Origin of the sequence: Dankookia rubra, from assembly GCF_004355005.1 — a bacterium.
GTDB classification, from domain to species: Bacteria; Pseudomonadota; Alphaproteobacteria; order Acetobacterales; family Acetobacteraceae; genus Paracraurococcus; species Paracraurococcus ruber_A.
The window spans coordinates 1-22419 of record NZ_SMSJ01000038.1; the positions used below are offsets into that span (position 1 = coordinate 1).

Here is a 22419-nt window from a genome sequence, read left to right on the forward strand (position 1 = left end):
GCCCGCCGCTGCCCCTGGTGCCGCCCCCGGCGCCGCCACGGCCGCCGGCGCCGCGAAGCTGTCGCTGCGCGCCCGCACCGCCGAGGAGGAGGACGAGGCGCGCCGCGCCGCCGCCCGCCGCCCCGGCACTGCGGCCACGCCGGCCAAGAAGCCGGTGCTGACCACCGTCAAAAAGGTCGGGCCGGACCGCCGCGGCGGCAACCGCGTCGACGTCCAGGCGGCGATCGAGGGCGACGACGAGCGCAGCCGCTCGATCGCCTCGCTGCGGCGCGCGCGGGAACGCGAGCGGCGGCAGCAGGAACTCGCCCGGCTCCGGTCCGGCGCCGAGCGCGTGGTGCGCGACGTCGTCATCCCGGAGGCGATCACCGTGCAGGAACTCGCCAACCGCATGGCCGCCCGTGGCGGCGAGGTGGTGAAGGCGCTGTTCCGCATGGGCGTGATGGCGACGCTGACCCAGACCATCGATGCCGACACCGCCCAGCTGGTGGTCGAGGAATTCGGCCACCGCATCCGCCGCGTGGCGGATTCGGACGTCGAGCAGGGCATCCAGGGCGCGGCCGACATCGACACCGACCTGCAGACCCGCCCGCCGGTCGTCACCATCATGGGCCATGTCGACCACGGCAAGACCAGCCTGCTGGACGCGCTGCGGAAGGCCGACGTGGCGGCGCACGAAGCCGGCGGCATCACCCAGCATATCGGCGCCTACCAGGTGCAGGTGCCGGACGGCTCGAAGGTGACCTTCATCGACACCCCGGGCCACGCCGCCTTCACGGCGATGCGGTCCCGCGGCGCGCAGGTGACGGACATGGTCGTGCTGGTGGTCGCGGCGGATGACGGCGTGATGCCGCAGACGATCGAGGCCATCAACCACGCCAAGGCCGCCGGCGTGCCGATCATCGTCGCGGTGAACAAGATCGACAAGGAAGGCGTCCGGCCCGAGCGGGTGAAGCAGGAACTCCTGCAGCACGAGATCGTGGTCGAGAGCCTGGGTGGCGACACCATGGAGATCGAGGTCTCGGCGACGAAGAAGATCAACCTCGACAAGTTGCTCGAGGCGATCTCCCTGCAGGCCGAGGTGCTGGACCTGAAGGCCAACCCGGACCGCGCGGCCGAGGGCACCGTGATCGAGAGCAAGCTCGACCGCGGCCGCGGCCCGGTCGCCACCGTGCTGGTGCAGAAGGGCACGCTGAAGACCGGGGACATCGTCGTGGCCGGCGCCGAATGGGGCCGGGTGCGCGCGATGCTCGACGACAAGGGCCGCCAGGTGAAGACCGCCGGGCCGTCCCTGCCAGTCGAGATCCTCGGCCTGTCGGGCGTCCCCTCCGCCGGCGAGAATTTCGTCGCGGTGACGGACGAGACCCAGGCGCGGGAAATCTCCGAGTTCCGCCAGCGCAAGCTGCGCGACAAGGCCTCGGCCTCGGCCGTCGCCGGCCGCGGCACGCTGACCGACATGCTGGCCCGCATCCAGGCCGGCGTGCAGAAGGAGGTGACGGTCGTCGTCAAGGCCGACGTCCAGGGCTCGGCCGAGGCGATCGGCGTGACGCTCGGCAAGCTGGGCAACGAGGAGGTCCGGGTCCGGGTGCTGCACAGCGCCGTCGGCCAGATCACCGAGAGCGACATCCAGCTGGCCAAGGCGTCCAACGCCGTGGTCGTCGCCTTCAACGTCCGCGCCACCACCCAGGCGCGGGAGATGGCGCAGCGCGACGGCGTCGACATCCGCTACTACTCGATCATCTACGAGGTGTCGGACGACATCGAGAAGATGTTCAAGTCGAAGCTGGCCCCGGTGGCCCGCGAGAACTTTCTCGGCTACGCGCAGATCCTGCAGGTCTTCGAGGTCAAGAAGATCGGCAACGTGGCGGGCTGCCGCGTGACCGAGGGCGTGGTCAAGCGCGGCGCCGGCGTGCGCCTGCTGCGCGACGGCGTCGTGATCCACCAGGGCGAGCTTTCGACCCTGCGGCGGTTCAAGGACGACGTGAAGGAAGTCACCAACGGCTACGAATGCGGCATGTCCTTCGCCAACTACAACGACATCCGCGTCGGCGACCAGATCGAGTGCTACGAGACGGAGATGGTGACCGCGGCCTGATCCGCGCCACTCTCCGGCTATCGACCGGGGCGCGGCGCCGCAGGGCGCCGCGCCCTTTCTTTTCCGACCAGTAGACTTCCGAGAGAGGGTTCGACCCCCATGACCAAGCGCCACGCCGGAGCCGGCGAGGGCCCTTCCCAGCGCCAGTTGCGCGTCGCCGAGGAGGTGCGCCACGCGCTCTCCGCCGTCCTCGCCCGGGCGGATTTCCGCGATCCCGACCTCGCCGGCGCGCGGGTGACGGTGACCGAGGTGCGCGCCTCCCCCGACCTCAAGCACATGACCGCCTTCGTCAGCGGCCTGGGCAAGGAGTTGCCGGAGGCGCAGTTCAAGGCGCTGAAGCGCGCCGCGCCCTATCTGCGCGGCCAGGTCGCCAAGGCGGTGCGGCTGCGCGCCGCGCCCGACCTGCATTTTCAGCAGGACACCGCGCTCGACTACGCCATGCAGATCGACCGGGCGCTGCGCCAGCCCGAGGTGGCGCGCGACCTCGAGCCGAAGCCGAAGGATGACGAGGCGTGAACCATCATCCCGGCAAGCCGCACCACAATGCGCGCCATCGCCAGCGCAAGCCGAAGGGCCGGCCGCTCGACGGCTGGCTGATCGTCGACAAGCCGAGCGGCATGGGCTCGACCGACGTGGTCAACCGGCTGAAGCGGCTGTTCGATGCGCAGAAGGTCGGCCATGGCGGCACGCTCGACCCGCTGGCGACCGGCGTGCTGCCGATCGCCTTCGGCGCCGCGACCAAGACCGTCCCCTATGTGATGGATGGCACCAAGACCTACCGCTTCACGCTCCGCTTCGGCGACCTGCGCGACACCGACGACGCTGACGGCAAAACCATCGGCACTTCGGACGTCCGCCCGACCGATGCCGAAATCGCCGCGGCGCTGCCGGCCTTCCGCGGCGACATCATGCAGGTCCCGCCGATCTTTTCCGCCATCAAGGTGGCGGGCGAGCGGGCCTATGACCTGGCGCGCGAGGGCCAGGTGGTGGAACTGGCGCCCCGCCCCGCCCGGGTCGACCGGTTCGAACTCGAGAGCCGCCCCGACGCCGACACGGCGATCTTCACCGTGCAGAGCGGCAAGGGGGTCTACATGCGCTCTCTCGCCCGCGACCTCGCGCGCGCCTGCAGCACGGTCGGGCATATCGCCGCGCTGCGCCGCATGCGGGTCGGGCCCTTCCACGAGGCCGCAGCAATTCCGCTGGACAAGCTCGGCCTGCCGGGCGATACGCCTGCCCCTTCCCCGGACCTCCTGCTTCCCGTTGCGACCGCGCTGGCCGACATCCCGGCACTGGCCCTGACGGAGGCGGAGGCCATGCGGCTCCTGCAGGGCCAGGCCCTTGGCCTGGTCGAGTTCATGGGCCGCATTCCTGACGATGCCGACCCCGCAGGGGGCTTGGTCCGCGTCATGGCGGGGGGACGGTTCGTGGGGCTCTGCCGCCTGGAGTCCGGCCTTGTGGTGCCGGAACGACTGGTGGCCCAGGAAGGCTCCCCGGCCGGCGGTTGAAATATGCCGAAGGTCCGGATGGGCCCGGCCAAGACGGAGAACAACCCGATGTCGGCAGTATCCCCCGAGCGGCGCCTCGCGCTGATCAACCAGTACCAGACCAAGCCCGGCGATACCGGCAGCCCCGAAGTGCAGGTCGCCCTGCTGTCGGAGCGCATTTCCGGCCTGACCGAGCACCTCAAGGTCCATGCTAAGGACTTCCACAGCCGGCGCGGCCTGCTGGTGCTGGTCGGCCAGCGGCGTGGCCTGCTGGACTACCTGAAGAAGAAGGATGCCGACCGCTACGCACGGTTGATTTCCAGCCTCGGCCTGCGCCGCTAGCCAGCGGCGCCACCCGGGCCGGCTATCGGCCCAGGACAGCGCCTTGGTGGGGTCCACCCCCGCCGGGCGCCAGAAATCCATGGTAATCCGGCGCGACCCGCGCCATATGCTTCGCCCGGAGCCGGTGAGCCGACATGTGGTCGGGTTCTGCCGGGCCACCGCCGCGCACGCGGCGGGCTGACAGGACAAGCCGCGATCCCCGACCGGGACGGCGACGGCGTTTCCGGCCACATGGAGCCCCGGCGACGGGGGCGGTCATCCCGCAAGCGGGCATCCGCGGTCCATGCAGCCCGAGGCGCTGAGCCCTCATCCCGCGGGGCGCCCTCCGGGGCCTTCGGCCGAAGACTGGCAACCCACCGCGTCGCATGATTCCGGATCGCCTGTGGCCGCGCTGGCCGTGGGCTCGCCGGCCTTGAAGCCAAGCCGCACCCCCGACGGGTCCGGCCGGATCGCCTGCGCGGGGAAGGGCCCCGGCCTGCGGTCCCACGAAGGAACGACGCATGTTCGAGAACTACTACCGCAAGGACATCTCCTGGGGCGGCCAACTCCTGACGTTGGAGACCGGCAAGGTCGCCCGCCAGGCCGATGGCGCCGTCATGGCCCGCCTCGGCGACACCATCGTGCTCTGCACCGTGGTCGGCGCACGCTCGGTGAAGCCGGGCCAGGACTTCTTCCCGTTGACCGTGAACTACCAGGAGAAGGCCTTCGCCGCGGGCAAGATCCCCGGCGGCTTTTTCAAGCGCGAGGGCCGTCCCTCCGAGAACGAGACCCTGGTCTCCCGCCTGATCGACCGGCCGCTGCGCCCGCTGTTCCCGGACGGGTTCCGCAACGAGGTCCAGGTGATCGCGACCGTGCTGTCGCATGACCTGGAGAACGACCCCGACATGGTGGCGCTGGTCGGCTGCTCCGCCGCCCTGACCCTCTCGGGCATTCCCTTCTTCGGCCCGGTCGCCAGCGCCCGCGTCGGGTACATCGATGGCCAGTACGTGCTGAACCCGACCATGGCGCAGCGCCAGACCAGCAAGCTGGAACTGGTGGTCGCCGGCACCGCCGAGGGCGTGCTGATGGTCGAGTCCGAGGCGCAGGAGCTGTCCGAGGACGTCATGCTCGGCGCCGTCGAGTTCGGCCACAAGGGTTTCCAGCCCGTCATCCAGGGCATCATCGAGCTGGCCGAGCGCGCCGCGAAGGAGCCCTGGGCGCTGCCCGAGGCCTCCGAGGCCGAGGTGACGCTGAAGGCCCGCATCGCCGAGCTGGGCCGCGACGCCATGGTCGAGGCCTACAAGGAGACCCAGAAGCTGGTGCGCCAGGGCAAGGTGAGCGAGGTCAAGAAGGCCGTCGTCGCCAAGCTGGGCGAGGAAGGCCTCGATGCCGGCGCCGCCAAGGGCCTGCTGAAGGAGCTCGAGGCGGACGTGGTCCGCAACAACATCCTCGACACCGGCCTCCGCATCGACGGCCGCGACACCAAGACCGTGCGGCCGATCGTGGCCGAGGTCGGCGTGCTGCCGCGCGCGCATGGCTCGGCGCTCTTCACCCGCGGCGAGACCCAGGCATTCTGCGTGGCGACGCTCGGCACCGGCCAGGACGAGCAGATCATTGACGCGCTGCCGGGCGAGTACCGGGAGCACTTCATGCTCCACTACAACTTCCCCCCCTACTCGGTGAACGAGACCGGCCGCATGGGCAGCCCGGGCCGGCGCGAGATCGGCCATGGCAAGCTCGCTTGGCGCGCCATCCGGCCGCTGCTGCCGGAGAAGGAGAAGTTTCCCTACACGCTGCGCGTGGTGTCGGAGATCACCGAGTCGAACGGCTCCTCCTCCATGGCTACCGTCTGCGGCACCTCGCTGTCGCTGATGGATGCGGGCACGCCGCTGAAGCGTCCCTGCGCCGGCATTGCCATGGGCCTGATCAAGGAGGACCGCGGCTTCGCCGTGCTGTCCGACATCCTCGGCGACGAGGATCACCTGGGCGACATGGATTTCAAGGTGGCCGGGTCCGAGCAGGGCATCACCGCCCTGCAGATGGACATCAAGATCACCTCCATCACCTTCGACATCATGCGCCAGGCGCTGGCGCAGGCGAAGGACGGCCGGATCCACATCCTCGGCGAGATGGCCAAGGGCCTGTCGGGCAATCGCGGCGACGTGGCGCAGAACGCGCCGCGCATCACCATGATGTCGGTGCCGAAGGAGAAGATCCGCGACGTGATCGGCTCGGGCGGCAAGGTCATCCGCGAGATCTGCGAGGTGACGGGCTGCAAGGTCGACATCGACGACGACGGCACCATCAAGGTGGCGGCGACCTCGACGGAAGCGGCGCAGAAGGCGATCGACTGGATCCGCGGCATCGTGGCGGAACCCGAGGTCGGTGCGATCTACAACGGCAAGGTCGTGAAGACCGCGGATTTCGGCGCCTTCGTGAACTTCCTCGGCGCCAAGGACGGTCTGGTCCACATCAGCGAACTGTCGAACGAGCGGGTGAACCGCACCAACGACATCGTCAGTGTCGGCGACCAGGTGAAGGTGAAGGTCCTCGGCTTCGACGACCGCGGCAAGGTGAAGCTGTCCATGCGGGTGGTCGACCAGGCCACCGGCGCCGACATCACCGAGCAGGTCGGCGCCCGCCGGCCGCGCGTCGAGGGCGAGGGCGAGGAGCGCGGCGACCGCGGCCCGCGCCGCGACCGCGGTCCCCGTCGCGAGCGCAGCGACGCGGCCGAGTAAACCAGAAATGGTGCGGCCGGGGTCCTGCATGGGACGCCGGCCGACCCAATTACGAGCGTCCAGGGACTGTCGAGGGAAGAGGCGTGAAGGCGATCAACGCGATCCGCATGGGCGGGGTCGAGGTTCTGCCGCTGGTCGAAGGCGGCAAGGGTGTGGCCGTCTCGAACGGCGCGACCTGCGGCGGCTGGGCGTCCGGCGGCGGGGTCGGCACCTTCTCGGCCGTCAATGCCGACAGCTATGATGCTGACGGCAACCTCATCCGGCAGGTCTACCACGGCAGGACGCGCCGCGACCGGCACGAGGAGCTGGTGGCTTATGGCATTGCCGGAGGCATCGCCCAGGCCAAGGAGGCGCATGAGCGTGCCGGCGGCGTGGGGCGCATCCACGCCAACATACTCTGGGAGATGGGCGGGGCGGAACGCGTCGCGCGCGGCATCCTGGAAGGCGCCAAGGGGCTGGTGAACGGCATCACCTGCGGCGCCGGCATGCCCTACCGGCTGGCCGACATCGCCCGCGAGTACAACGTCCACTACTACCCCATCATCTCGTCCGCCCGCGCCTTCGTGGCCCTTTGGAAGCGCAGCTACAGCAAGGCGCGCGAGCTGCTGGGCGGCGTGGTTTACGAGGATCCCTGGCTGGCCGGCGGGCACAACGGCCTGTCCAACTCCGAGGACCCGGCGCATCCGGAGGATCCCTATCCCCGCGTGCTGAAGCTGCGGCAGCAGATGCGCGAGCTTGGCCTCGGCGACGTGCCGATCATCATGGCCGGCGGCGTCTGGTGGCTGGAGGAATGGGAGGACTGGATCGACAACTCGGAGCTCGGGCCGGTCGCTTTCCAGTTCGGCACACGGCCGCTGCTGACCAGGGAAAGCCCGATCTCGGACGCCTGGAAGCAGCGGCTGCTGACCCTGCAGCCGGGCGACGTGCTGCTGCAGCGCTTCTCCCCGACCGGCTTCTACTCCTCGGCCGTGCGGAACGACTTCATCCGCGAGCTCGAGGCGCGCAGCGAACGCCAGGTCGCCTATACCGCCGAGCCGATCGGCGACCACACCGCGGAATATGCCGTCGGCCCGCGCAAGCGGAAGGTCTGGCTGACGCCGCACGACCTGGAGCGAGTGCGGGGCTTCGAGGCTGCGGGCTTCGTCGAGGCGATGCGCACACCGGACAATACGCTGATCTTCGTGACGCGGGACAAGCAGGCCGAGATCATCAAGGACCAGGTCGACTGCATGGGCTGCCTTTCGGCCTGCCGCTTCAGCAACTGGTCGCAGCACGAGCCGGACTACGACACCGGCAAAAAGGCCGACCCGCGGAGCTTCTGCATCCAGAAGACGCTGCAGGACATCGCGCATGACGGCGCGCTGGAGCACAACCTGATGTTTGCCGGGCACAATGCCTATCGCTTCGGCTCCGACCCCTTCTACTCCAACGGCTTCATCCCGACGGCCAAGCAGTTGGTCGAGCGGATCCTGACCGGCCGCTGAGCGGCCGCGTCTGGCACCCCGATTGCAATGACCGCCGCGCAGCAGGAGCGCGGCGGCCGTGTCCATCCTCATCGAAGCCGAACCAGCCCCCCTCGCGGCCGAGCGTGCCGCGACCGCGCTGGTCATCATCGACATGCAGCGGGACTTCCTGCTGCCCGGCGGCTTCGGCGAAGCCCTCGGCAACGACGTCTCGCGGCTCGCTGCGGCGATCGGCCCCTGCCGGGCGGTGCTGGCCGCCGCCCGCGCCGCCGGGCTGCTGGTGATCCATACCCGGGAAGGCCACCGCCCCGACCTGACGGACTGCCCGCCGGCGAAGTGGGAACGCGGCCCGCCCGGCCGGCGGATCGGCGATCCCGGCCCGATGGGCCGCATCCTGGTCCGCGGCGAGCCGGGGCACGACATCGTCCCCGAACTGGTCCCCGCCCCGGGCGAGGTGGTGCTGGACAAGCCCGGCAAGGGCGCCTTTTGCGAGACCGATCTCGACCTCATCCTGCGCAACCGCGGCATCCGCACCCTGCTGGTCTGCGGCGTGACCACCGAGGTCTGCGTCAACACCACCGTCCGCGAGGCCAATGACCGCGGCTACCGCTGCGTGGTGCTGGCGGATTGCTGCGGGTCCTACTTCCCGGAATTCCACGCAACGGGCTTGGCGATGATCAAGGCCCAAGGGGGAGCAGGTGGCGGAATCTTCGGCTGGGTGGCGGATTCCGCCGCGGCGGTGCGGGCGCTGGCCTGATACCAAGTCCCGCTGATCAGAACCCCTGAGTCCCGTCGCGCAGTCCGGTGGACATGATGGTCCAGGGCTGCTCGACCAGCCGGTTCCAGGCGCGGCAGCAGTGATCCACAATGTCGCCGTGGCAGTGGAAGATGCGGTTCGAGAGCCAGTTGTCCCACGTGAACTGCCGGGTATTTTCGACCGGGTTCGGCATTGAACCGCCGAGCCCGGTCCCGCAGATCTGCAGCGTCACCCCGCCGATCCGGGCAGCCTCGGTACGTGATGCCCCGTCGTAGATCCGGCCAGGGCAAGCTGGTGCCGGGTCTGGGCTGCGTCCTTCGTCTGCCGCGCTGTGACGCGCAGCCCGCTTGTTGCGAAATCAGGCCGGAGTGGGATGGGCATGGCGCAGCTTCCCTGGCCACCATGTTGAATCAGCCCGCCGCCGCTACGAGAATCCCCGACGAGTCACGCTCTTAGGGACTTAGTATGCCGCGCGGGGAGGCAGCTATGAACGGGGAAACGATCAACACCGGCCGAAGCTGGCACGCACCGGGCGGCGGGACGCGCCGTGCCTTGCTGGGCATCGCGGGCGCGGCCTGCGCCGCGGCCACGGCGCAGGCCCAGCGCCCGGCCTGGCCGACGCAGCCGATCCGCTTCATCGGGATCTTCCCTCCCGGCGGCGGGACCGACATCCTCTCGCGCATCTGGTGCAACCGTATGGCCGAGGTTACGGGCCAGTCCTTCGTCGTCGAGAACCGCTCGGGCTCAGGCGGGAATGTGGGTACGGAGGCAATCGCGCGCGCCACACCGGACGGCAACACGATCGGGCTCGCCTCGGTCTCTTCCCTCTCGATCGCGCCAACCCTCTACCCTCGGCTGCCCTATGACGTGGAGCGTGACTTCTCCTACATCTGCGGCCTGTGGCAATTGCCGAACCTGCTTATCGTGCGCCATGGCATTCCGGCACACAGCGTCCCTGAGCTGATCACGCTCTGCCGCCGCGAACCTGGCCGGTACAGCTTCGGGAGCTCGGGCGCCGGCACCACGCTCCACATCGCGGGCGAAATGTTCAAGCACATGGGCCAAGTGAACATCCTGCACGTGCCCTACCGCGGTGGGGCGCAGGCCTACAACGACCTGCTGGGCGGCCGCGTCGACATGGTCTTCGGCAACATTCCCGAGGCGCTTCGCCTTTCGCGCGAGGGGCAGGTGCGGCCCCTGGCTGTCACAGGGGCGGCGCGCAGCCCCCAGGCGCCCGAGGTGCCGGCCATGGCCGAGTTCCTGCCGGGCTACGAGATCAACTCGTGGGGCGGCGTGCTCGGTCCCGCGGGCATCCAGACCGCCATCGTCGAGCGGATCGCCGAAGTCGGGCGCGAGGCGGTCGAGAGCGCCGAAGTGCGCCGCCGCTTCGAAGAGGCCGGTGCCACGGTGTGGTGGACACCACCGGCGGGCCTTGCAGAGTTCCGCCGCGAGAACGAGACGCGCTTCGCGCCGCTGGTTCGGGCCTCGGGTGCGCGGGTGGAGTGAACAGCGACAGGAACGTCGCTTCCGATACCTCGATCCAGCGCTTCAATAGGTTCCAGACTTCACCGGCTGAGGCGCGGGGGCCATCGCCGCCTCGCCTGTCAGCATGGCCCGCATACCGGCCCCGTTCGTGCGCCACCAGTTGTACAGGATCCGTACATCCCACCCGATACAGAAATGCTTCACCCCCATCTCCAGGTACGGCTTCGCGCCCGAAATGTCCGCCAGTTCCACACGCGGGTGCTTGCCCATCCTCAACGCTGTTTCGATTGTCTTGCGCTCTGCCTTCACCACGTCCGGGTGCGATCGCTGCCCGGTCAGCCCCAGGCTCATCGAGTAGTCGGACGATCCGAACTGCACCATGTCGATGCCCGGAACCGACAGGATCGCTTCCAGGTCCTCCACGCACTCGCGCTTCTCGACCATGATGGCGATCACCACCTCATTCAGCGCGTCGACATAGGCCGGCGAGCCGCCCTCCAGCACCGTGCCCACATCGCGTCGCATGCCGACACCGAGCCGCCCGCCGGTGCCGGGGGTTTCGGCGCGCACCGCGGCGACACACGACTCGGCGTCCGCCACCGTCCGGATATCGGCGAACAGCACGCTCTGGAAGCCCGATCCGATTGCCCGCATTGCCTGATGCGCGTACTGCTTCTGCTCGACCTTGATCATGCCGGCGAGGTTCTTCAGCTCGAACGCCCGGCCGAGATTGTCGAGGTCATGCATGGTGAACGGCGCGTACTCGGCAGTGAACTCGACATAGTCGTAGTTCTCGGCGTCGCCGATCAGCTCCACGAGGGTCGGCCAGCTGGACAGGATGTGCGTGCCGATCGTCGGTTCCCCAGCGATCAGCTTTTGGCGCAGGCGGTTGGGGCGCATCGCGTTGTCTCCTCTGGCGGATTGGGCGCTGATCAGGAGTGTCATCCGATCAGGACATGCGCGCAACCTGAGCAGCGTCGCGAGCCGGGGCGCCGTGTCCGTACTAGCTTATCCAAGAACCAGGTCCTGCCGAACGGGTCGCGGCGGAGCGGATCGAGAGAAGGTATTTAGGCTGCATGCTGCGACTGATGCTGCTGGCGCCGGATACCGCTGAGGCAGTCCTCGACGAGCCATTGGTCCGCAGACGTCACCCTGGCCCATCTGCTCGAGCCGGTCCCGCTGAACTGGTCGGAGCAGCCATCCGCACCGATCGACGCGCGTCCTCTCTTGGCCGGCACCGAATGGCGGCCTTCAGGGACCGATTGGGAGAAAGCAGATCTCCGCTGTTCTACATGATCGTCTTTGCCAATGCACTTGCCTACGCCGCGTGGTTCCCCCTGGTTGACCGGCTGAACGCCGGCGTCGCCAGCCTTTCGCTGGCGGTGGTGCGCTGGATCGGCGCGGCCGGAAGCGCGTTGCTCGTGCAGTGCGCGTTCGGCCCCTTCGACGTGGCGACTCGCCGGCCACCCGCTCCAACGCGTGAAAGTCGACCGCGGGTGCCTCGTGACGGCGACACTGACCGTGCTCCGCGCCTACCACCTTGCCGAACGGCCACAGTAGGCTGGCCCGCTCGGCTCCTTCGAGGACTGGAGCAACTGGGCGCGCGGCGTCCTGCTCTGGCTCGGAAAAGCTGATTCCACCGAAACCGTGGAGGAGGCGCGCATGGCCGATCCAAAGCTGGAAGCACTACATGCCGTGCTGACCCACTGCGAGGCCGTGGTGAGTGACAGCACGGTGACGGTGCGCAAACTGATCGATCGCGCAACCCGCGTGGTTTCCCGGAGAGCGCTCGGCCCGAACCCAGGTCAGCGCGGCTTCGCCGTGCAACCGCGTCGCTGGGTGATCGAGCGCACCTTCGCCTCGACAAGCCGATACCGCCGACTTGCGCATGACCATGCGGCCACCCCGAGTTCCCCTGTCGCCTACTTCGTCCTTGCAGCCGCCACCGTCCTGCTCAGGCAATTGGCAAAGGCGCCGTAAAGCAGGCTCTAAAAGCGGCAGAATAGTCCGCCGAAAGCGTACCTGACAGAACCAAAAAATTAAAGGTGGCCGCGCGTTGAGTGAAATGGAGTTGGAACCACTTCCAAGCGTGATCCGAAGCAAGTTTTCATGGCTCACATTCAATCATACTAATCCTTGCCCAGGAAAAACAGATATGTCCCCGATGCAGAACTGAGCGTCATTCAAAAATCAGGAGGAATCGTAGCAATTTTGTGTTCGGAAAATAATGAGATAAGCTGAGCATCATCGTCGCGGCACCTCCGATAGAAGCTGCAACGCCTGGCGATCCTGCGGGTCGATCGCAAGCAACCGCTCTGCATACTCGCGCGTCTGCATCCATTCGCCCGCATCTCGGGCCATCACGGCCAGCAGCAACAGGATATCGCGTTGGGTCGGATGGCGGGCAAGCGCCTGGTGCAGTACCGCGGTGGCCATGTCCGGCCGACCGGTGGAACGCAGCGCCATGCCATAAACATAGGCAAAGCGAGCATTCGACGGTTCAAGCGCGGCCGCATGGCCGAGCGTCTCCACCGCTTTATCGATTTGCCGCAGCCGGACTTGCGACAGGCCCAGCGCATGATGCAGCGGCGCCGACGTCGGTGCCGCCGCTAGCCCTTCGCGCAACACTGCCTCCGCCGCCCGCTCATGCGCCGTCCGTCTGAACACCTCGGCTAAGCCGAGAACAGCCGGTACATGGGCGGCGTCGAGCCGAAGTGCGGCACGGAACTCCGCTTCAGCTTCGGCGGCACGGCCCTGGTCGGCGAAGACCGTGCCGAGCCCGGTGAGCGCATCCGGCTGGTCGGCGTTCAGCCGTGCCGCTGCGACGATCTCATCCATTGCCCGGGCGCGTGCTGCGACCTGCGCCGGCGTCAGCGCCGCTTCCGGCACCGGGGCCAGGGCGCGCGCGGCTTCCAGGCGCACGGCCCGGATCGCGTCATCCAGAAGCGGTGCGGCAAGCGCAATCCGCTCACGCGGCGGTAGGCTCGATAGCGCAGCAGCACCTGTCATGCGGAGGAGGGGGTCGGCGTCGCGCACCGCGCCCGTCAGGGCCGACAGGATGCCGCGGGCAGAGTTTGCGGGCAGCAGCGACAACGCGGTTGCCCGCGCAATCGCCGGTGCCTCCGGATCGGCTGCCAGGCCGAGGAGCCTGTCGCCGGCGCCATGTTCCCCGGCCCGTCCGGCCGCGATGGCCTCGCTCCAATGCGGGATCTGCGCCCGGCCGCCGCCATGCCAGGCCGCGACCCGCTCCGCCGCCCAGGCGGCACCGCGGTCGCGGTGGCAGTCGGTGCAAACATCAGGCGTGCCGAGCCTTGCCGACAGGTCCGGCCGTGGCACCCGCAAGGCGTGGTCGCGCCGCGCATGCACGACCATGTAAGTCCGTGACGGCATGTGGCAGTTGACGCATTGCGCGCCGGCGCTGCCCTCCGCATGGCGGTGGTGGGCGGCGACGTCGAAGCGCTCCGCCGCATGGCACTGCAGGCATAGCGCATTGCCCTCCGCGCGCAGCTTTCCGGAATGCGGGCTGTGGCAATCGGTGCAGGTCACCCCGGCACGGTGCATCCGGCTCTGGACGAAGCTGCCCCATTCGAAGACCTCGTCGAGGTTCGCCCCGTCGGGATGGTAGAGACCCTCCTCCAGCAGCGCCGGCACGTAAGCGTCAAGAAAGGGCCGTCCCGGCACGGGGTCCGCCGCGATCTCCCGCCGCCGCGCGTGGCACGGCCCGCAGACATCGAGCGTAGGGGTGCTGCGTGGCGGCCCTTCCCAGCGCACAACGCCGCGGGTGGCGTTCATCACCCAGCCGCCCTGGCCGCCGCCCGCAGGGAAACGGACGGCGAGCCCCTGCGTGGCCGCATCCTCGGGCCGCCTCCTGCCCTGTGCCCAGGCGACGTGGCGGGCGCCGGCGCCGTGGCAGGCCTCGCAGGTCACGCCGGTCGCAGCAGCCTCGGTCGCGTAGCCCTGCCCACCGGCCAGTGCATTCCGCCGCAGGTCGGTGGTGTGGCAGGCGGCGCATTGCATGTTCCAGTTCTGGATGCGCCCGGTCCAGTGCAGCGGGTCGCCGGCGCGGATCTCCTCGCCGGGGTAGAGGTGGAACCAGCGCTGGCCGCCCTTCACGGCGGGCCGGGCGTCCCAAGCCCAAGGCAGGGGCTGCAGCCGCCCGCCCGGCAGGGGTGCCAGATATTGCTGCAGCGGCGCGACGCCTAGGGTGTGCGTCACCTCGAACTCGGCATCCTGCCCGTCAGGGCCCTCGATGCGGGCGAAGAAGCGGCCGTCGCGTCGGGAGAAGCGGCTCTCGCGGCCGGCCTGCCGCACCGACTCTCCGGCAAAGGGCGCGGCAACCGAAGCATCCGCGGCCGCGGCCATGGCGTGGCGGTGATGCGAGCCCTGCCAGTCGGCATAGGCCGCGGCGTGGCACCCGCCGCAGGTCACCGCCCCGACATGGCCCTCGCGCGGCACCTCGAGGGCGGGCGGGCGCGGCTCGATCGGCATGGCCGCGCCGATCGCCAGGCTGGCGAAAGCCAGCAACAGGGATGCAGCATAGGACGCCAACCGGGGTCCGCGTCGGTCGCCAGGCCTCATCGCCATCCCCTGATCCGGCATTGCGCGGCACCGGCCGCAGACGCGCAAGGCGAAACTTTTGCGTGTATCAATCTTGTTATTATTATAATGTCCTTAGCAGTAGGGCGTGGAAAAGGCCAATGTCTCTGTTTCCCGACGGCCTCGTGGTTACGGGCGAATTCGGCGACTTCGATGCCCTCGCTAGTGCCACGGCCGGATTTGATCTCACCTATTCTCAGATTGGCGGCGGGGCCTTCTTCGGCACCATGGACATCGTCGCGACCCGGTCCATGCAGATCGCCCGCGAGCGCTGGTCCGCGCCGCTGCTGGTCGAGGGCAACCTGCCGCCCGGCGCGGTCAGCGTCGCCCTCGTTCTTTCCGCCCCGGGCGAGGTCCGCTGGCTCGGCCGGGAACTCGATCATGGGCGCACCATCATCGGCGGCATGTTGAACCATGAGGTAAGCTTCCTGAGCCTCGGCCCGATGGAGATCGTCGCCGTGTCGTTCGAGCAGGACCTGTTCGAGCGGCACTTGGCGGCGCTGCTCGGCACCGGGATGGGCGGGCTCGGCCGCGACCTGGAGATGCGGGCAGCGCCGGCGACCGCCGATTGTCCCACCCGCGGCCGTGCAGTGAGCGGTCTGCTGGGTGTCCTCGCCAGCGGCGGTGCCGCCACGCCGGCGGCACGCCACCACCTGCAGGAAGCCGTCCTGCGTATCGTGCTCGATGGCATCACCATGGGCGAGTCGCCGGCACAGATCCCGTTGACCGTGCGGCGGCGTGCGGCAAGGGCCGCCGAGGAGGTGCTTCGCGGCCGGCTCGACGACCCGCCTTCGCTGGCCGAGTTGTGCCAGATCACCGGGGCCAGCGAGCGGACGCTGCACGCCGCTTTCCAGGACTGCTACGGCCTGCCGCCGAAGCGTTATCTCCGCGTCCTGCGCCTGAACGCCGCACGCCGCACGCCGCAGGCTGCGCCGTGACGAGGGCAGCGTGACGGAGGTCGCAGCGGATCTCGGCTTTTTCCATTTCGCACGCTTTTCCGCCGAATACCGTGAGTTGTTCCACGAACTGCCCTCCGAAACGCTGCGTCGGGCGCGGCAGGAGACCGGGCTGCTCTGGCGGGCCGATAACAGGCAGCAAGCCTAGCCGTCTTCGGGGTCCTCCGTCCCGAGCGCCTGTTGGGCTACCTCCACGGCGCGCCGCAGCCGAACGGATCGTCGCTCGGCCTCTGCCCGCATCCGGGCGATCGACAGCGCGATCCTGACCTGCGTCTCCCCGCGGACATCCCCCGCCATGTCCGCCTGCCGGAACTGCCTATCGAGGAGGGCGAGCCGCGCCCGCACCTCGTCGTGGAGCGCCGCGAGGCTGACATCGGTCCGCGCTGCAAGGGCGGCGAGGCGGACGCGGTCGGCCGTGGCGCGCCGGCGGATCGCCGTGGCGAGATCGCCAGCGGCGTCTTCCGCCGCCCGCTCCAGCGCCTGCAGTTCCGCGTCGAGGACCGACACCTCGCTGGCAATCCAATCCTCTCCCCGATGGAGACGCCGGCGGCGGATCACCGAGCCCTCGAAGGCCGCCAGGGCGGCGTCGCCCGCGACGAACCAGTGTTCCTCAACTTCGGCCAGCAGGGCGACGTGACCGGGAGCCAGGGCGCCCAGGACCTCCTCGACGAAATCGGGGGCGATCCCGAGATCCGCGAGGCCATCCTCCGCCGTGCCCCCCGCGCGCGCGACCAGCCGCCGAACCAGCCCGGCGAGCGGCGCGCCGGACGGGCCGGGCGTGGCAGGCCGGCGGAGGCGGAGGGTGCCGTCGGCCTCCCGCCCGAGGAGGGCGAGGCCGAAGATCGTCAGGCTCCCCGCGGCATGCCTCGCCTCCAGCGCATGGACAGCGTCGGTGGCGCGGGTCGCATCGGCGAGCAGAACGGCGATGACGTCGCTCATGGCACCCTATCCCGTCATGGCCCGGGCGGCGGCGCGGCCGCCCGAGGTGTCCGCCAGGCTCAGCGCAGGTCGATCGTCACCTGTGCGATGCGTCCGTTGAACCGGAAGGGAAGCCGCGCCGCGTAGGCCTCCGTCAGTGGCGTGCCGTGGTCGAGCCCGATATCGACGCCCTCGTCGAGCGACCAGTTGAGCGGCACGGTGCGCTCGATCCGGCCCGAGGCCGCGTTCGCGCCGTTCACCGAAAGCCGCGCCGTGGCACCGCGTCCCGGTCCGCCTCCGTCATACTCGAAGTCGAGCCGCAGCGTATGGCGCCCGGGCGGCACCGGCCGAGCCGAGGTCACGGCGTAGCGGACATTGCCGATGACGTTCTGCAGGTAGGTCAGCTTGCCGCCATCGTCGAAGAAGAGGCCCCAACCGCCCCAGCGGCCGCCCTGGTTGATGATCATTCCCTCCCCGCCGCCGGCCGGCACCTCGACCTCGGCGGTGATGGAGAAGGAGCGGTTCTTCAGGTCCGGCGCCGCGCCCTGCGGCAGCCGCTCGATCCCCGGGTAGTAGGTGAAGGAGTTCCGGCCGGCGACCAGGCTCGGCCGGTTGCGCGGATCGAAGCGCTCGAACAACCGGTTGTCGAGCGGCAGGATGTTGTTGCGGGCCGCCTCGGCCCACCAGAGGTCCTGCATCTGGCGCAGCCGTCCCGGCTCGCGTGCCGCCAGGTTCTCCGATTGCGAGTAGTCGCGGCGGAGGTCGTAGAGCTCCCATTCCTGCGTGTCGATCGGATCGGTGCGTGGGGTGGTCACCCAGGGCGTCCGCCAGCGGGCGGAAGCCATCCAACCGTCGTGGTAGATGGCGCGGTTGAGCACCATCTCGAAAACCTGCGTCGTCCGGCGGCTCGGCGCCACGGCGTTGCCGCGGTCGAAGGTATAGGCCATCGAGATGCCATCGAGCGGCCGCTGCGGCACACCGTCGATCGTGGTCGGCATCCTCAGCTTCGCCGCGTCCAGGATCGTCGGCATGACGTCGCTGACATGGTGGAACTGGCCGCGCAAGCCGCCGCGCTCGGCGATGCCGCGCGGCCAGGAGATCACGACGGGATTGCGGATGCCGCCGAGATGGGAGGCGACCTGCTTGGTCCACTGGAAGGGCGTGTTCATCGCCCAGGCCCAGCCCACCGGGAAATTGTTGTGGTGCAGCGGCCCGCCCAGCTCGTCGATGACACGCAGGCTCGCCGCCGGATCCTCGGGCGGCTGGGCATTGAAGGTGTTCATCTCGTTGACCGCGCCGCTCAGCCCGCCTTCAGCCGAGGCGCCGTTGTCGCCGACGATCCAGACCACCAGGGTGTTGTCGCGGATGCCGAGCGTGTCGAGCGAGGCGATGAGCCGCCCGACCTCGGCATCGGTATGGGCGGTGAAGCCGGCCATCACTTCCATCATCCGGGCATAAAGCCGGCGCTGGTCCGGACTGAGGGAGTCCCAGGCCGGCAGGCTGTCCGGCCGCGGCGTCAGCTTGGCGTCCTGCGGCACGACACCGAGCCGACGCTGCCGCTCGAAGGCCAGCTCGCGGTAGCGGTCCCAGCCCATGTCGAACTGGCCGCGGAATCGGTCCACCCAGTCCTGCGGCGCATGGTGCGGCGCATGAGTGGCGCCCGGGGCGAAGTACAGGAAAAAGGGCTTCTGCGGCGCGATCGCGTGCTTCTGCTGCATCCAGCCGATCGCGCGGTCGGCCAGGAAGGTGGTCAGGTGCGTGCCGCGCTGGTCGGGCGGCATCTCGAACAGGCTGGTGTTCTCGACCAGCGCCGGATCCCACTGCGAGGTGTCGCCGCCCACGAAGCCGAGGAAGTAATCGAAGCCCATGCCGCGCGGCCAGCGGTCGAAGGGCCCGACCGCAGAGCTCTGCCATTCCGGCACGTTGTGGTTCTTGCCGAACCAAGCCGTCGCGTACCCGTTGCCCTGCAGCACCTGGGCGATCGTGCCGGCCTCGCGCGGGATGACACTCGTGTAGCCCGGAAAGCCGCCGGCCATGTCGGCGACGACCCCAGTCCCGGCGGCATGCGGCGTCCGGCCCGTGAGGAGGGAAGCGCGGGTCGGCGAGCAGAGCGCGGTGGTGTGGAACTGGGTGTAGCGCAGCCCCTGGTCGGCCAGCGCATCCAGGCTCGGCGTCGGCGTCAGGCCGCCGAAGGTGCCGAACTGGCCGTAGCCGACATCGTCCAGCATGATCAGCACGACGTTCGGCGCCTCCGCCGGCGCCGTCGGCTCACGCGGGAAGTCGGGCGTCGACTCCTGCACGATCCGGCCGATGCGCCCGTTGAAGGGCGAGGTCGGCTGCGGCACCGCAACCGCACCCTGCGGGGCCGGCGGCGCGGCCGCCGGCTGGCTGCGGGCCAGCAGCGGCACGATGGACAGCGCGATCGCCAGTGTCGCGCCCAGCGTCCTTGAGGGCATGCGGCGGTCCTCTCCTTGTGCGTGTGGCTTGGCTGTACCGCTAGAAGCGGAAGGTGGAGGCGATGATCGGCCCGCTCAGCCCGATATCGAGGTCGGTGCCGAGCTTCCGGTGCTCGACCTGCATGTGCCGGTAGCCAAGGCGCATGGTGATCGAGTTCGTTATATTGTAGTCGACGGTCCCGAGCAGCTGCCAGGTGAGCTGCGAGCCGGCGCCGAAGCCGCCGACATCGCCGTAAAGCGACGCTCCCCAGTTGCCAGAGATGCGGGTGGCGTAGCGCAGCGCGAGCACCGGGTCGGTCCAGCTCATGGTCGGCTTCACCGTCCGGCCCGGCAGCAACCCCTCGTGCAGCGAGAGCTTGGTGGTCACCGACCAGGGCCGCACGCCGGCGCCGAGGTCAAGCGCATGCGGCCCCGTTTCCACGACACGAAAGAGACCAAGCACGGTGCCGTTGGTCGTCGTGACATTGCCGCTGCCGCCTGAGAAGAGCCTGTCGCGGGGCGTCTTGATGTCGGCATCGACGGTCAGCGTCATGAAGTCGCCGAGCAGGCCGAAGCGGCCATACCGGGCCTCGGCAGCCCCCATGAAGGCGAAGCCGGAGAGGTTTGACAACGTGTCGCCGAAATCCACCTCCACGCTCTTGTCAGGCACCCGCTGAAAGGGCGTGGTCACCTTGCCGCTGATGCCGGCAACCCAGAGGTAGGGCGAGAGAGCGAAATTGAGCCCCTCACCCTCCGCTCGCGCAGTCTGTGCGAGCGGCAAGGCGGCGGCGAAGGCAAGCGCCGTGGCGGCCAAGCGCGACGCGGTTTGCATGGCGGGACGTCCTCTTCTCGACGGCTGGTCAGCGCGGCGCCGGCTCGACGCTGACGGCGAGGGCCTCGACGAGCTCCACGTCGACCTCGTCACCCGCCTTCAGGCGGCGCGCGAAGGCGCGCATCTCCGGCTTGCGCAGCGTCACGGTGTGGGTGGCAGTGTCGTGGTCGGTGAAGGTCACGGCACCGGCCGCGTTGTCGACCGACACGATCCGCACGCGGGTGAAAAGGCGCTCGGCGCCGCCGATGCCGGGCTTCTCGCCGGGCACGGCCTGGATGCCGACCGCGTCGAGCCGCGGCTGCGCCGCGGCGGCGCCAGGCGGGCTCATCCGCACTGCCACGCCGCGGTAATAGCCGACGATCACCCGGTCGCCGGCCCGGACCTTCGGCAGGTTGCGCACCTCCGGCCCGGCCACGATGGCCAGCAGCCGGTCCTCCGGGCTGCGCAGCAGCACCGTGCGCGTCCTGAGGTCGATCGATTCAACGACGGCGACCACCCGGGCGCGGTCCTCGACGATTGTCGGCGTCGGCGTCGGCGTCGGCGCCTGCGCAGCGGCGGTGCCGCCGGTGAGCATGATGGTACCGAGGATGGCAAGCGACAGGCGCCGCGTTGTCATAGCGGAAAATCCCTTCTGACGCCGGAGCAGGCTCGCTCCTGCGCGATGCCGGATCATTGCCAATCCTGCGCCGCGGGCTATCCGCTTCCCGCGTCCCGTCGTGAGGTGCAGGCGCTGGCCCCCGCCACGGCTCGGCGCCATGGCAAGGCACAGCCGGCCCTTGGCCGGCGCTTCCTCGGCTCCGCGACGGCGATGCGCCCGGAGACCCCGGGCGAGGCATGCGGGAAGCGGATAGTGCGGACCCACCGTGCTGGCGCATGCCATCGGCGATCCGGCGGGCCCTTTCCCGTCCGGGGCATCCCGTCCTGGAGGCTCAGACCCATGCAGGTGCGACGACGGCGCGACAGGCTGCGTCCGCTCGAGGCTATGGCGACCCTCGCGCTCATGGTGGGCGGCGCGGCCTTGCCCGCCCGGGCCCAAGGCCTGGATCCCGCGGTCGCCGAACCGCTGCGGCGCATGAGCGCCACGCTCGCCGCGGCGCCGAGCCTGACCGTCCGACTGACCCAATTGCGCGAAGTGCCGGCGGCGCCGGACAGCGACCAGATGGTCAGCCTTGGCGCCACCATCGCAGTCGGCCTGAAGCGAGACAGCGGCGTCGCCGCTCTCGTCGGCGGCGATCGTGGCAGCTATCGGCTGTGGTACGACGGCAGCACCGCGACCCTGCTGAGCCTGACGGCAAACGCCTATGCGCGGGCCGCGCTGCCGGGCGATGTCGAGGGCTTCCTTGACCGGCTTGAACTTCGGCTTGGCGTTCAGGTCCCGGTGCGCGACCTGCTGGCGTCCGACTCCTTCGCCGCGCTGACCGAGCCGGGCACGACCGGCGCGCGGATCGGGCGCACGCTGGTGAACGGTGCGCCTTGCGACCACTTCATGCTGCGCAACCTTGAGGTGGACTGGCAAATCTGGATCGCGGCCAGTGGCCAGCCGTTGCCCTGCCGCTTGGTCGCCATCGACCGAAAGGCGCCGGGCGCGCCGCGCACCGTACTCGAATTCCAGAGCTGGAACCTGAAGGCGAAGCTCGACGTCGCCGATTTCACGTTCGTGCCGCCGCCCGGCGCGACCGAGCTGTCATGGCGCGAACGCGGCCTTGCGCCATCCCAACCATCGCAGGCCCCAGGAGCGCGCCCATGACCCGTCCTCCTCTTAGGCGGCACAGCACGCGGCTGCTCGCCGGCCTTGCCGTCATCGCCCCGATGCTCGTCGGCGGCGAAGCGCAGGCGCAGGTGCGCAAGCCCGAGGAGCGACCGGCACGTACCGCGACGGCGCCCCGCCATTCGGCGCCGCCCCGGACCGCCAAGCACTCCGCGCAGGTTGGGAATCAAGGCGGAAACCGGGTGAATGGAAACGTCAACATCGGCAACGACATCACGGTTGCGGCGCCACGGCGCGGCGGCGCCGTCGTCGTGCCGGTCTATCCCGGCTACGCCAGTGGGCCGAGCGTCGGTGCCGTCGTCGCCACGGGCGTGATTGCAGGCGCGACGGCAGGTCTGGTGTCAGGCGCAATGCAACAATCGAACACCATGACAGGCGTGCAGGGTGCCACTGCGCCGCCCGGAACCACGCTCGAGGTTGGGATGCGGCTCGCCACGCTGCCGAATGGCTGCACGACCCAGCGCGTCGGTCAGACGACCTACTACCGCTGCGGCAGTGCTTGGCTGCAGGCCTTCATGGAAGGCTCGCAGGTCGTCTACCTTGTAATTCCGACGCCCTGAGTCGCCCCGTGAGC

19 protein-coding genes and 1 pseudogene are annotated in these 22419 nt (G+C 69.5%); 13 read left to right on the top strand and 7 right to left on the bottom strand.

Features of this window, described 5'->3' with window-relative positions; genetic code table 11:
- From infB to E2C06_RS21980, 7 genes are all read left to right on the top strand, one after another.
- Positions 1–2092, top strand: a 2092-nt coding sequence (gene infB, locus E2C06_RS21950) for a translation initiation factor IF-2 (protein WP_133290750.1), incomplete at its 5' end; no start/stop codon positions are given.
- A gap of 99 nt (positions 2093–2191) precedes the next feature.
- Positions 2192–2608: a 30S ribosome-binding factor RbfA gene (rbfA, locus tag E2C06_RS21955; RefSeq protein WP_133290751.1), complete on the top strand. Its 417-nt coding sequence runs from the start codon at positions 2192–2194 to the stop codon at positions 2606–2608.
- On the top strand, positions 2605–3597 hold the full coding sequence (truB, locus tag E2C06_RS21960; RefSeq protein WP_133290752.1) for a tRNA pseudouridine(55) synthase TruB: 993 nt from the start codon (positions 2605–2607) through the stop codon (positions 3595–3597). The genes rbfA and truB overlap by 4 nt, the downstream gene beginning before the upstream one ends.
- A gap of 48 nt (positions 3598–3645) precedes the next feature.
- The gene (gene rpsO, locus E2C06_RS21965) at positions 3646–3918 is read left to right on the top strand and encodes a 30S ribosomal protein S15 (protein WP_133290753.1); all 273 of its coding nucleotides are present in this window, start codon (positions 3646–3648) and stop codon (positions 3916–3918) included.
- Positions 3919–4418: 500 nt separating this feature from the next.
- Positions 4419–6635: a polyribonucleotide nucleotidyltransferase gene (gene pnp, locus E2C06_RS21970; protein WP_133290754.1), complete on the top strand. Its 2217-nt coding sequence runs from the start codon at positions 4419–4421 to the stop codon at positions 6633–6635.
- An 83-nt stretch (positions 6636–6718) separates the two neighbouring features.
- A complete protein-coding gene (locus E2C06_RS21975; RefSeq protein ID WP_133290755.1) occupies positions 6719–8119 on the top strand; it encodes an NAD(P)H-dependent flavin oxidoreductase in 1401 nt (466 codons plus the stop codon).
- Between the two features lie 58 nt (positions 8120–8177).
- Positions 8178–8855, top strand: a complete 678-nt coding sequence (locus E2C06_RS21980) for a cysteine hydrolase family protein (protein WP_133290756.1) — start codon at positions 8178–8180, stop codon at positions 8853–8855.
- A gap of 16 nt (positions 8856–8871) precedes the next feature.
- Here E2C06_RS21980 and E2C06_RS21985 read toward each other — a convergent pair whose 3' ends face one another.
- A complete protein-coding gene (locus E2C06_RS21985; RefSeq protein WP_133290757.1) occupies positions 8872–9087 on the bottom strand; it encodes a hypothetical protein in 216 nt (71 codons plus the stop codon).
- A gap of 320 nt (positions 9088–9407) precedes the next feature.
- Here E2C06_RS21985 and E2C06_RS21990 point away from each other — a divergent pair, with 320 nt between their 5' ends.
- A complete protein-coding gene (locus E2C06_RS21990) occupies positions 9408–10361 on the top strand; it encodes a Bug family tripartite tricarboxylate transporter substrate binding protein (protein WP_165982558.1) in 954 nt (317 codons plus the stop codon).
- Positions 10362–10403: 42 nt separating this feature from the next.
- On the opposite strand, the gene E2C06_RS21995 is transcribed toward E2C06_RS21990, so the two are convergent.
- On the bottom strand, positions 10404–11240 hold the full coding sequence (locus tag E2C06_RS21995; protein ID WP_165982559.1) for an HpcH/HpaI aldolase family protein: 837 nt from the start codon (positions 11238–11240) through the stop codon (positions 10404–10406).
- A gap of 888 nt (positions 11241–12128) precedes the next feature.
- Here E2C06_RS21995 and E2C06_RS39595 point away from each other — a divergent pair.
- Positions 12129–12320, top strand: a pseudogene (locus E2C06_RS39595) (IS5/IS1182 family transposase); the annotation flags it as partial.
- A 264-nt stretch (positions 12321–12584) separates the two neighbouring features.
- Here the strand turns inward: E2C06_RS39595 and E2C06_RS22005 are convergent.
- The gene (locus E2C06_RS22005; protein WP_165982560.1) at positions 12585–14864 is read right to left on the bottom strand and encodes a tetratricopeptide repeat protein; all 2280 of its coding nucleotides are present in this window, start codon (positions 14862–14864) and stop codon (positions 12585–12587) included.
- A 173-nt stretch (positions 14865–15037) separates the two neighbouring features.
- On the opposite strand from E2C06_RS22005, the gene E2C06_RS22010 reads away from it, so the two are divergent.
- Together E2C06_RS22010 and E2C06_RS22015 are read left to right on the top strand one after the other, a co-directional pair.
- The gene (locus tag E2C06_RS22010; RefSeq protein WP_165982561.1) at positions 15038–15874 is read left to right on the top strand and encodes a helix-turn-helix domain-containing protein; all 837 of its coding nucleotides are present in this window, start codon (positions 15038–15040) and stop codon (positions 15872–15874) included.
- Between the two features lie 10 nt (positions 15875–15884).
- Positions 15885–16040: a helix-turn-helix domain-containing protein gene (locus E2C06_RS22015; protein WP_165982562.1), complete on the top strand. Its 156-nt coding sequence runs from the start codon at positions 15885–15887 to the stop codon at positions 16038–16040.
- On the opposite strand, the gene E2C06_RS22020 is transcribed toward E2C06_RS22015, so the two are convergent.
- The 4 genes from E2C06_RS22020 to E2C06_RS37790 are packed head-to-tail and all read right to left on the bottom strand — an operon-like array spanning position 16037 to position 20693.
- Positions 16037–16831 (bottom strand): DUF1269 domain-containing protein, encoded by a 795-nt coding sequence (locus E2C06_RS22020; protein WP_133290764.1) that lies wholly within the window; start codon positions 16829–16831, stop codon positions 16037–16039. The genes E2C06_RS22015 and E2C06_RS22020 overlap by 4 nt on opposite strands.
- A gap of 59 nt (positions 16832–16890) precedes the next feature.
- A complete protein-coding gene (locus E2C06_RS22025) occupies positions 16891–19266 on the bottom strand; it encodes an arylsulfatase (protein ID WP_133290765.1) in 2376 nt (791 codons plus the stop codon).
- A 40-nt stretch (positions 19267–19306) separates the two neighbouring features.
- Positions 19307–20077, bottom strand: coding sequence for a hypothetical protein (locus tag E2C06_RS22030; RefSeq protein WP_133290766.1), 771 nt, complete (start codon positions 20075–20077; stop codon positions 19307–19309).
- Positions 20078–20105: 28 nt separating this feature from the next.
- Positions 20106–20693 carry a hypothetical protein gene (locus E2C06_RS37790; RefSeq protein WP_165982563.1) on the bottom strand — a complete coding sequence of 196 codons (588 nt, stop codon included), beginning with the start codon at positions 20691–20693 and terminating at the stop codon, positions 20106–20108.
- A 321-nt stretch (positions 20694–21014) separates the two neighbouring features.
- Here E2C06_RS37790 and E2C06_RS37795 point away from each other — a divergent pair, with 321 nt between their 5' ends.
- Complete coding sequence (locus E2C06_RS37795; protein WP_165982564.1) at positions 21015–21824, top strand: DUF2092 domain-containing protein; 810 nt, start codon at positions 21015–21017, stop codon at positions 21822–21824.
- Entirely contained in the window at positions 21821–22405 is a 585-nt protein-coding gene (locus tag E2C06_RS22040) for a hypothetical protein (protein WP_133290768.1), read from the top strand. The genes E2C06_RS37795 and E2C06_RS22040 overlap by 4 nt, the downstream gene beginning before the upstream one ends.
- Positions 22406–22419: the final 14 nt, after the last annotated feature.

Coding starts and splice junctions, on each gene's coding strand:
- rbfA (WP_133290751.1), top strand. CDS start 2,192: ATGACCAAGCGCCACGCCGGAGCCGGCGAGGGCCCTTCCCAGCGCCAG.
- rpsO (WP_133290753.1), top strand. CDS start 3,646: ATGTCGGCAGTATCCCCCGAGCGGCGCCTCGCGCTGATCAACCAGTAC.
- pnp (WP_133290754.1), top strand. CDS start 4,419: ATGTTCGAGAACTACTACCGCAAGGACATCTCCTGGGGCGGCCAACTC.
- E2C06_RS21995 (WP_165982559.1), bottom strand. CDS start 11,240: ATGCGCCCCAACCGCCTGCGCCAAAAGCTGATCGCTGGGGAACCGACG.
- E2C06_RS22010 (WP_165982561.1), top strand. CDS start 15,038: ATGTCTCTGTTTCCCGACGGCCTCGTGGTTACGGGCGAATTCGGCGAC.
- E2C06_RS22020 (WP_133290764.1), bottom strand. CDS start 16,831: ATGAGCGACGTCATCGCCGTTCTGCTCGCCGATGCGACCCGCGCCACC.
- E2C06_RS22025 (WP_133290765.1), bottom strand. CDS start 19,266: ATGCCCTCAAGGACGCTGGGCGCGACACTGGCGATCGCGCTGTCCATC.
- E2C06_RS22030 (WP_133290766.1), bottom strand. CDS start 20,077: ATGCAAACCGCGTCGCGCTTGGCCGCCACGGCGCTTGCCTTCGCCGCC.
- E2C06_RS37790 (WP_165982563.1), bottom strand. CDS start 20,693: ATGACAACGCGGCGCCTGTCGCTTGCCATCCTCGGTACCATCATGCTC.
- E2C06_RS37795 (WP_165982564.1), top strand. CDS start 21,015: ATGCAGGTGCGACGACGGCGCGACAGGCTGCGTCCGCTCGAGGCTATG.
- E2C06_RS22040 (WP_133290768.1), top strand. CDS start 21,821: ATGACCCGTCCTCCTCTTAGGCGGCACAGCACGCGGCTGCTCGCCGGC.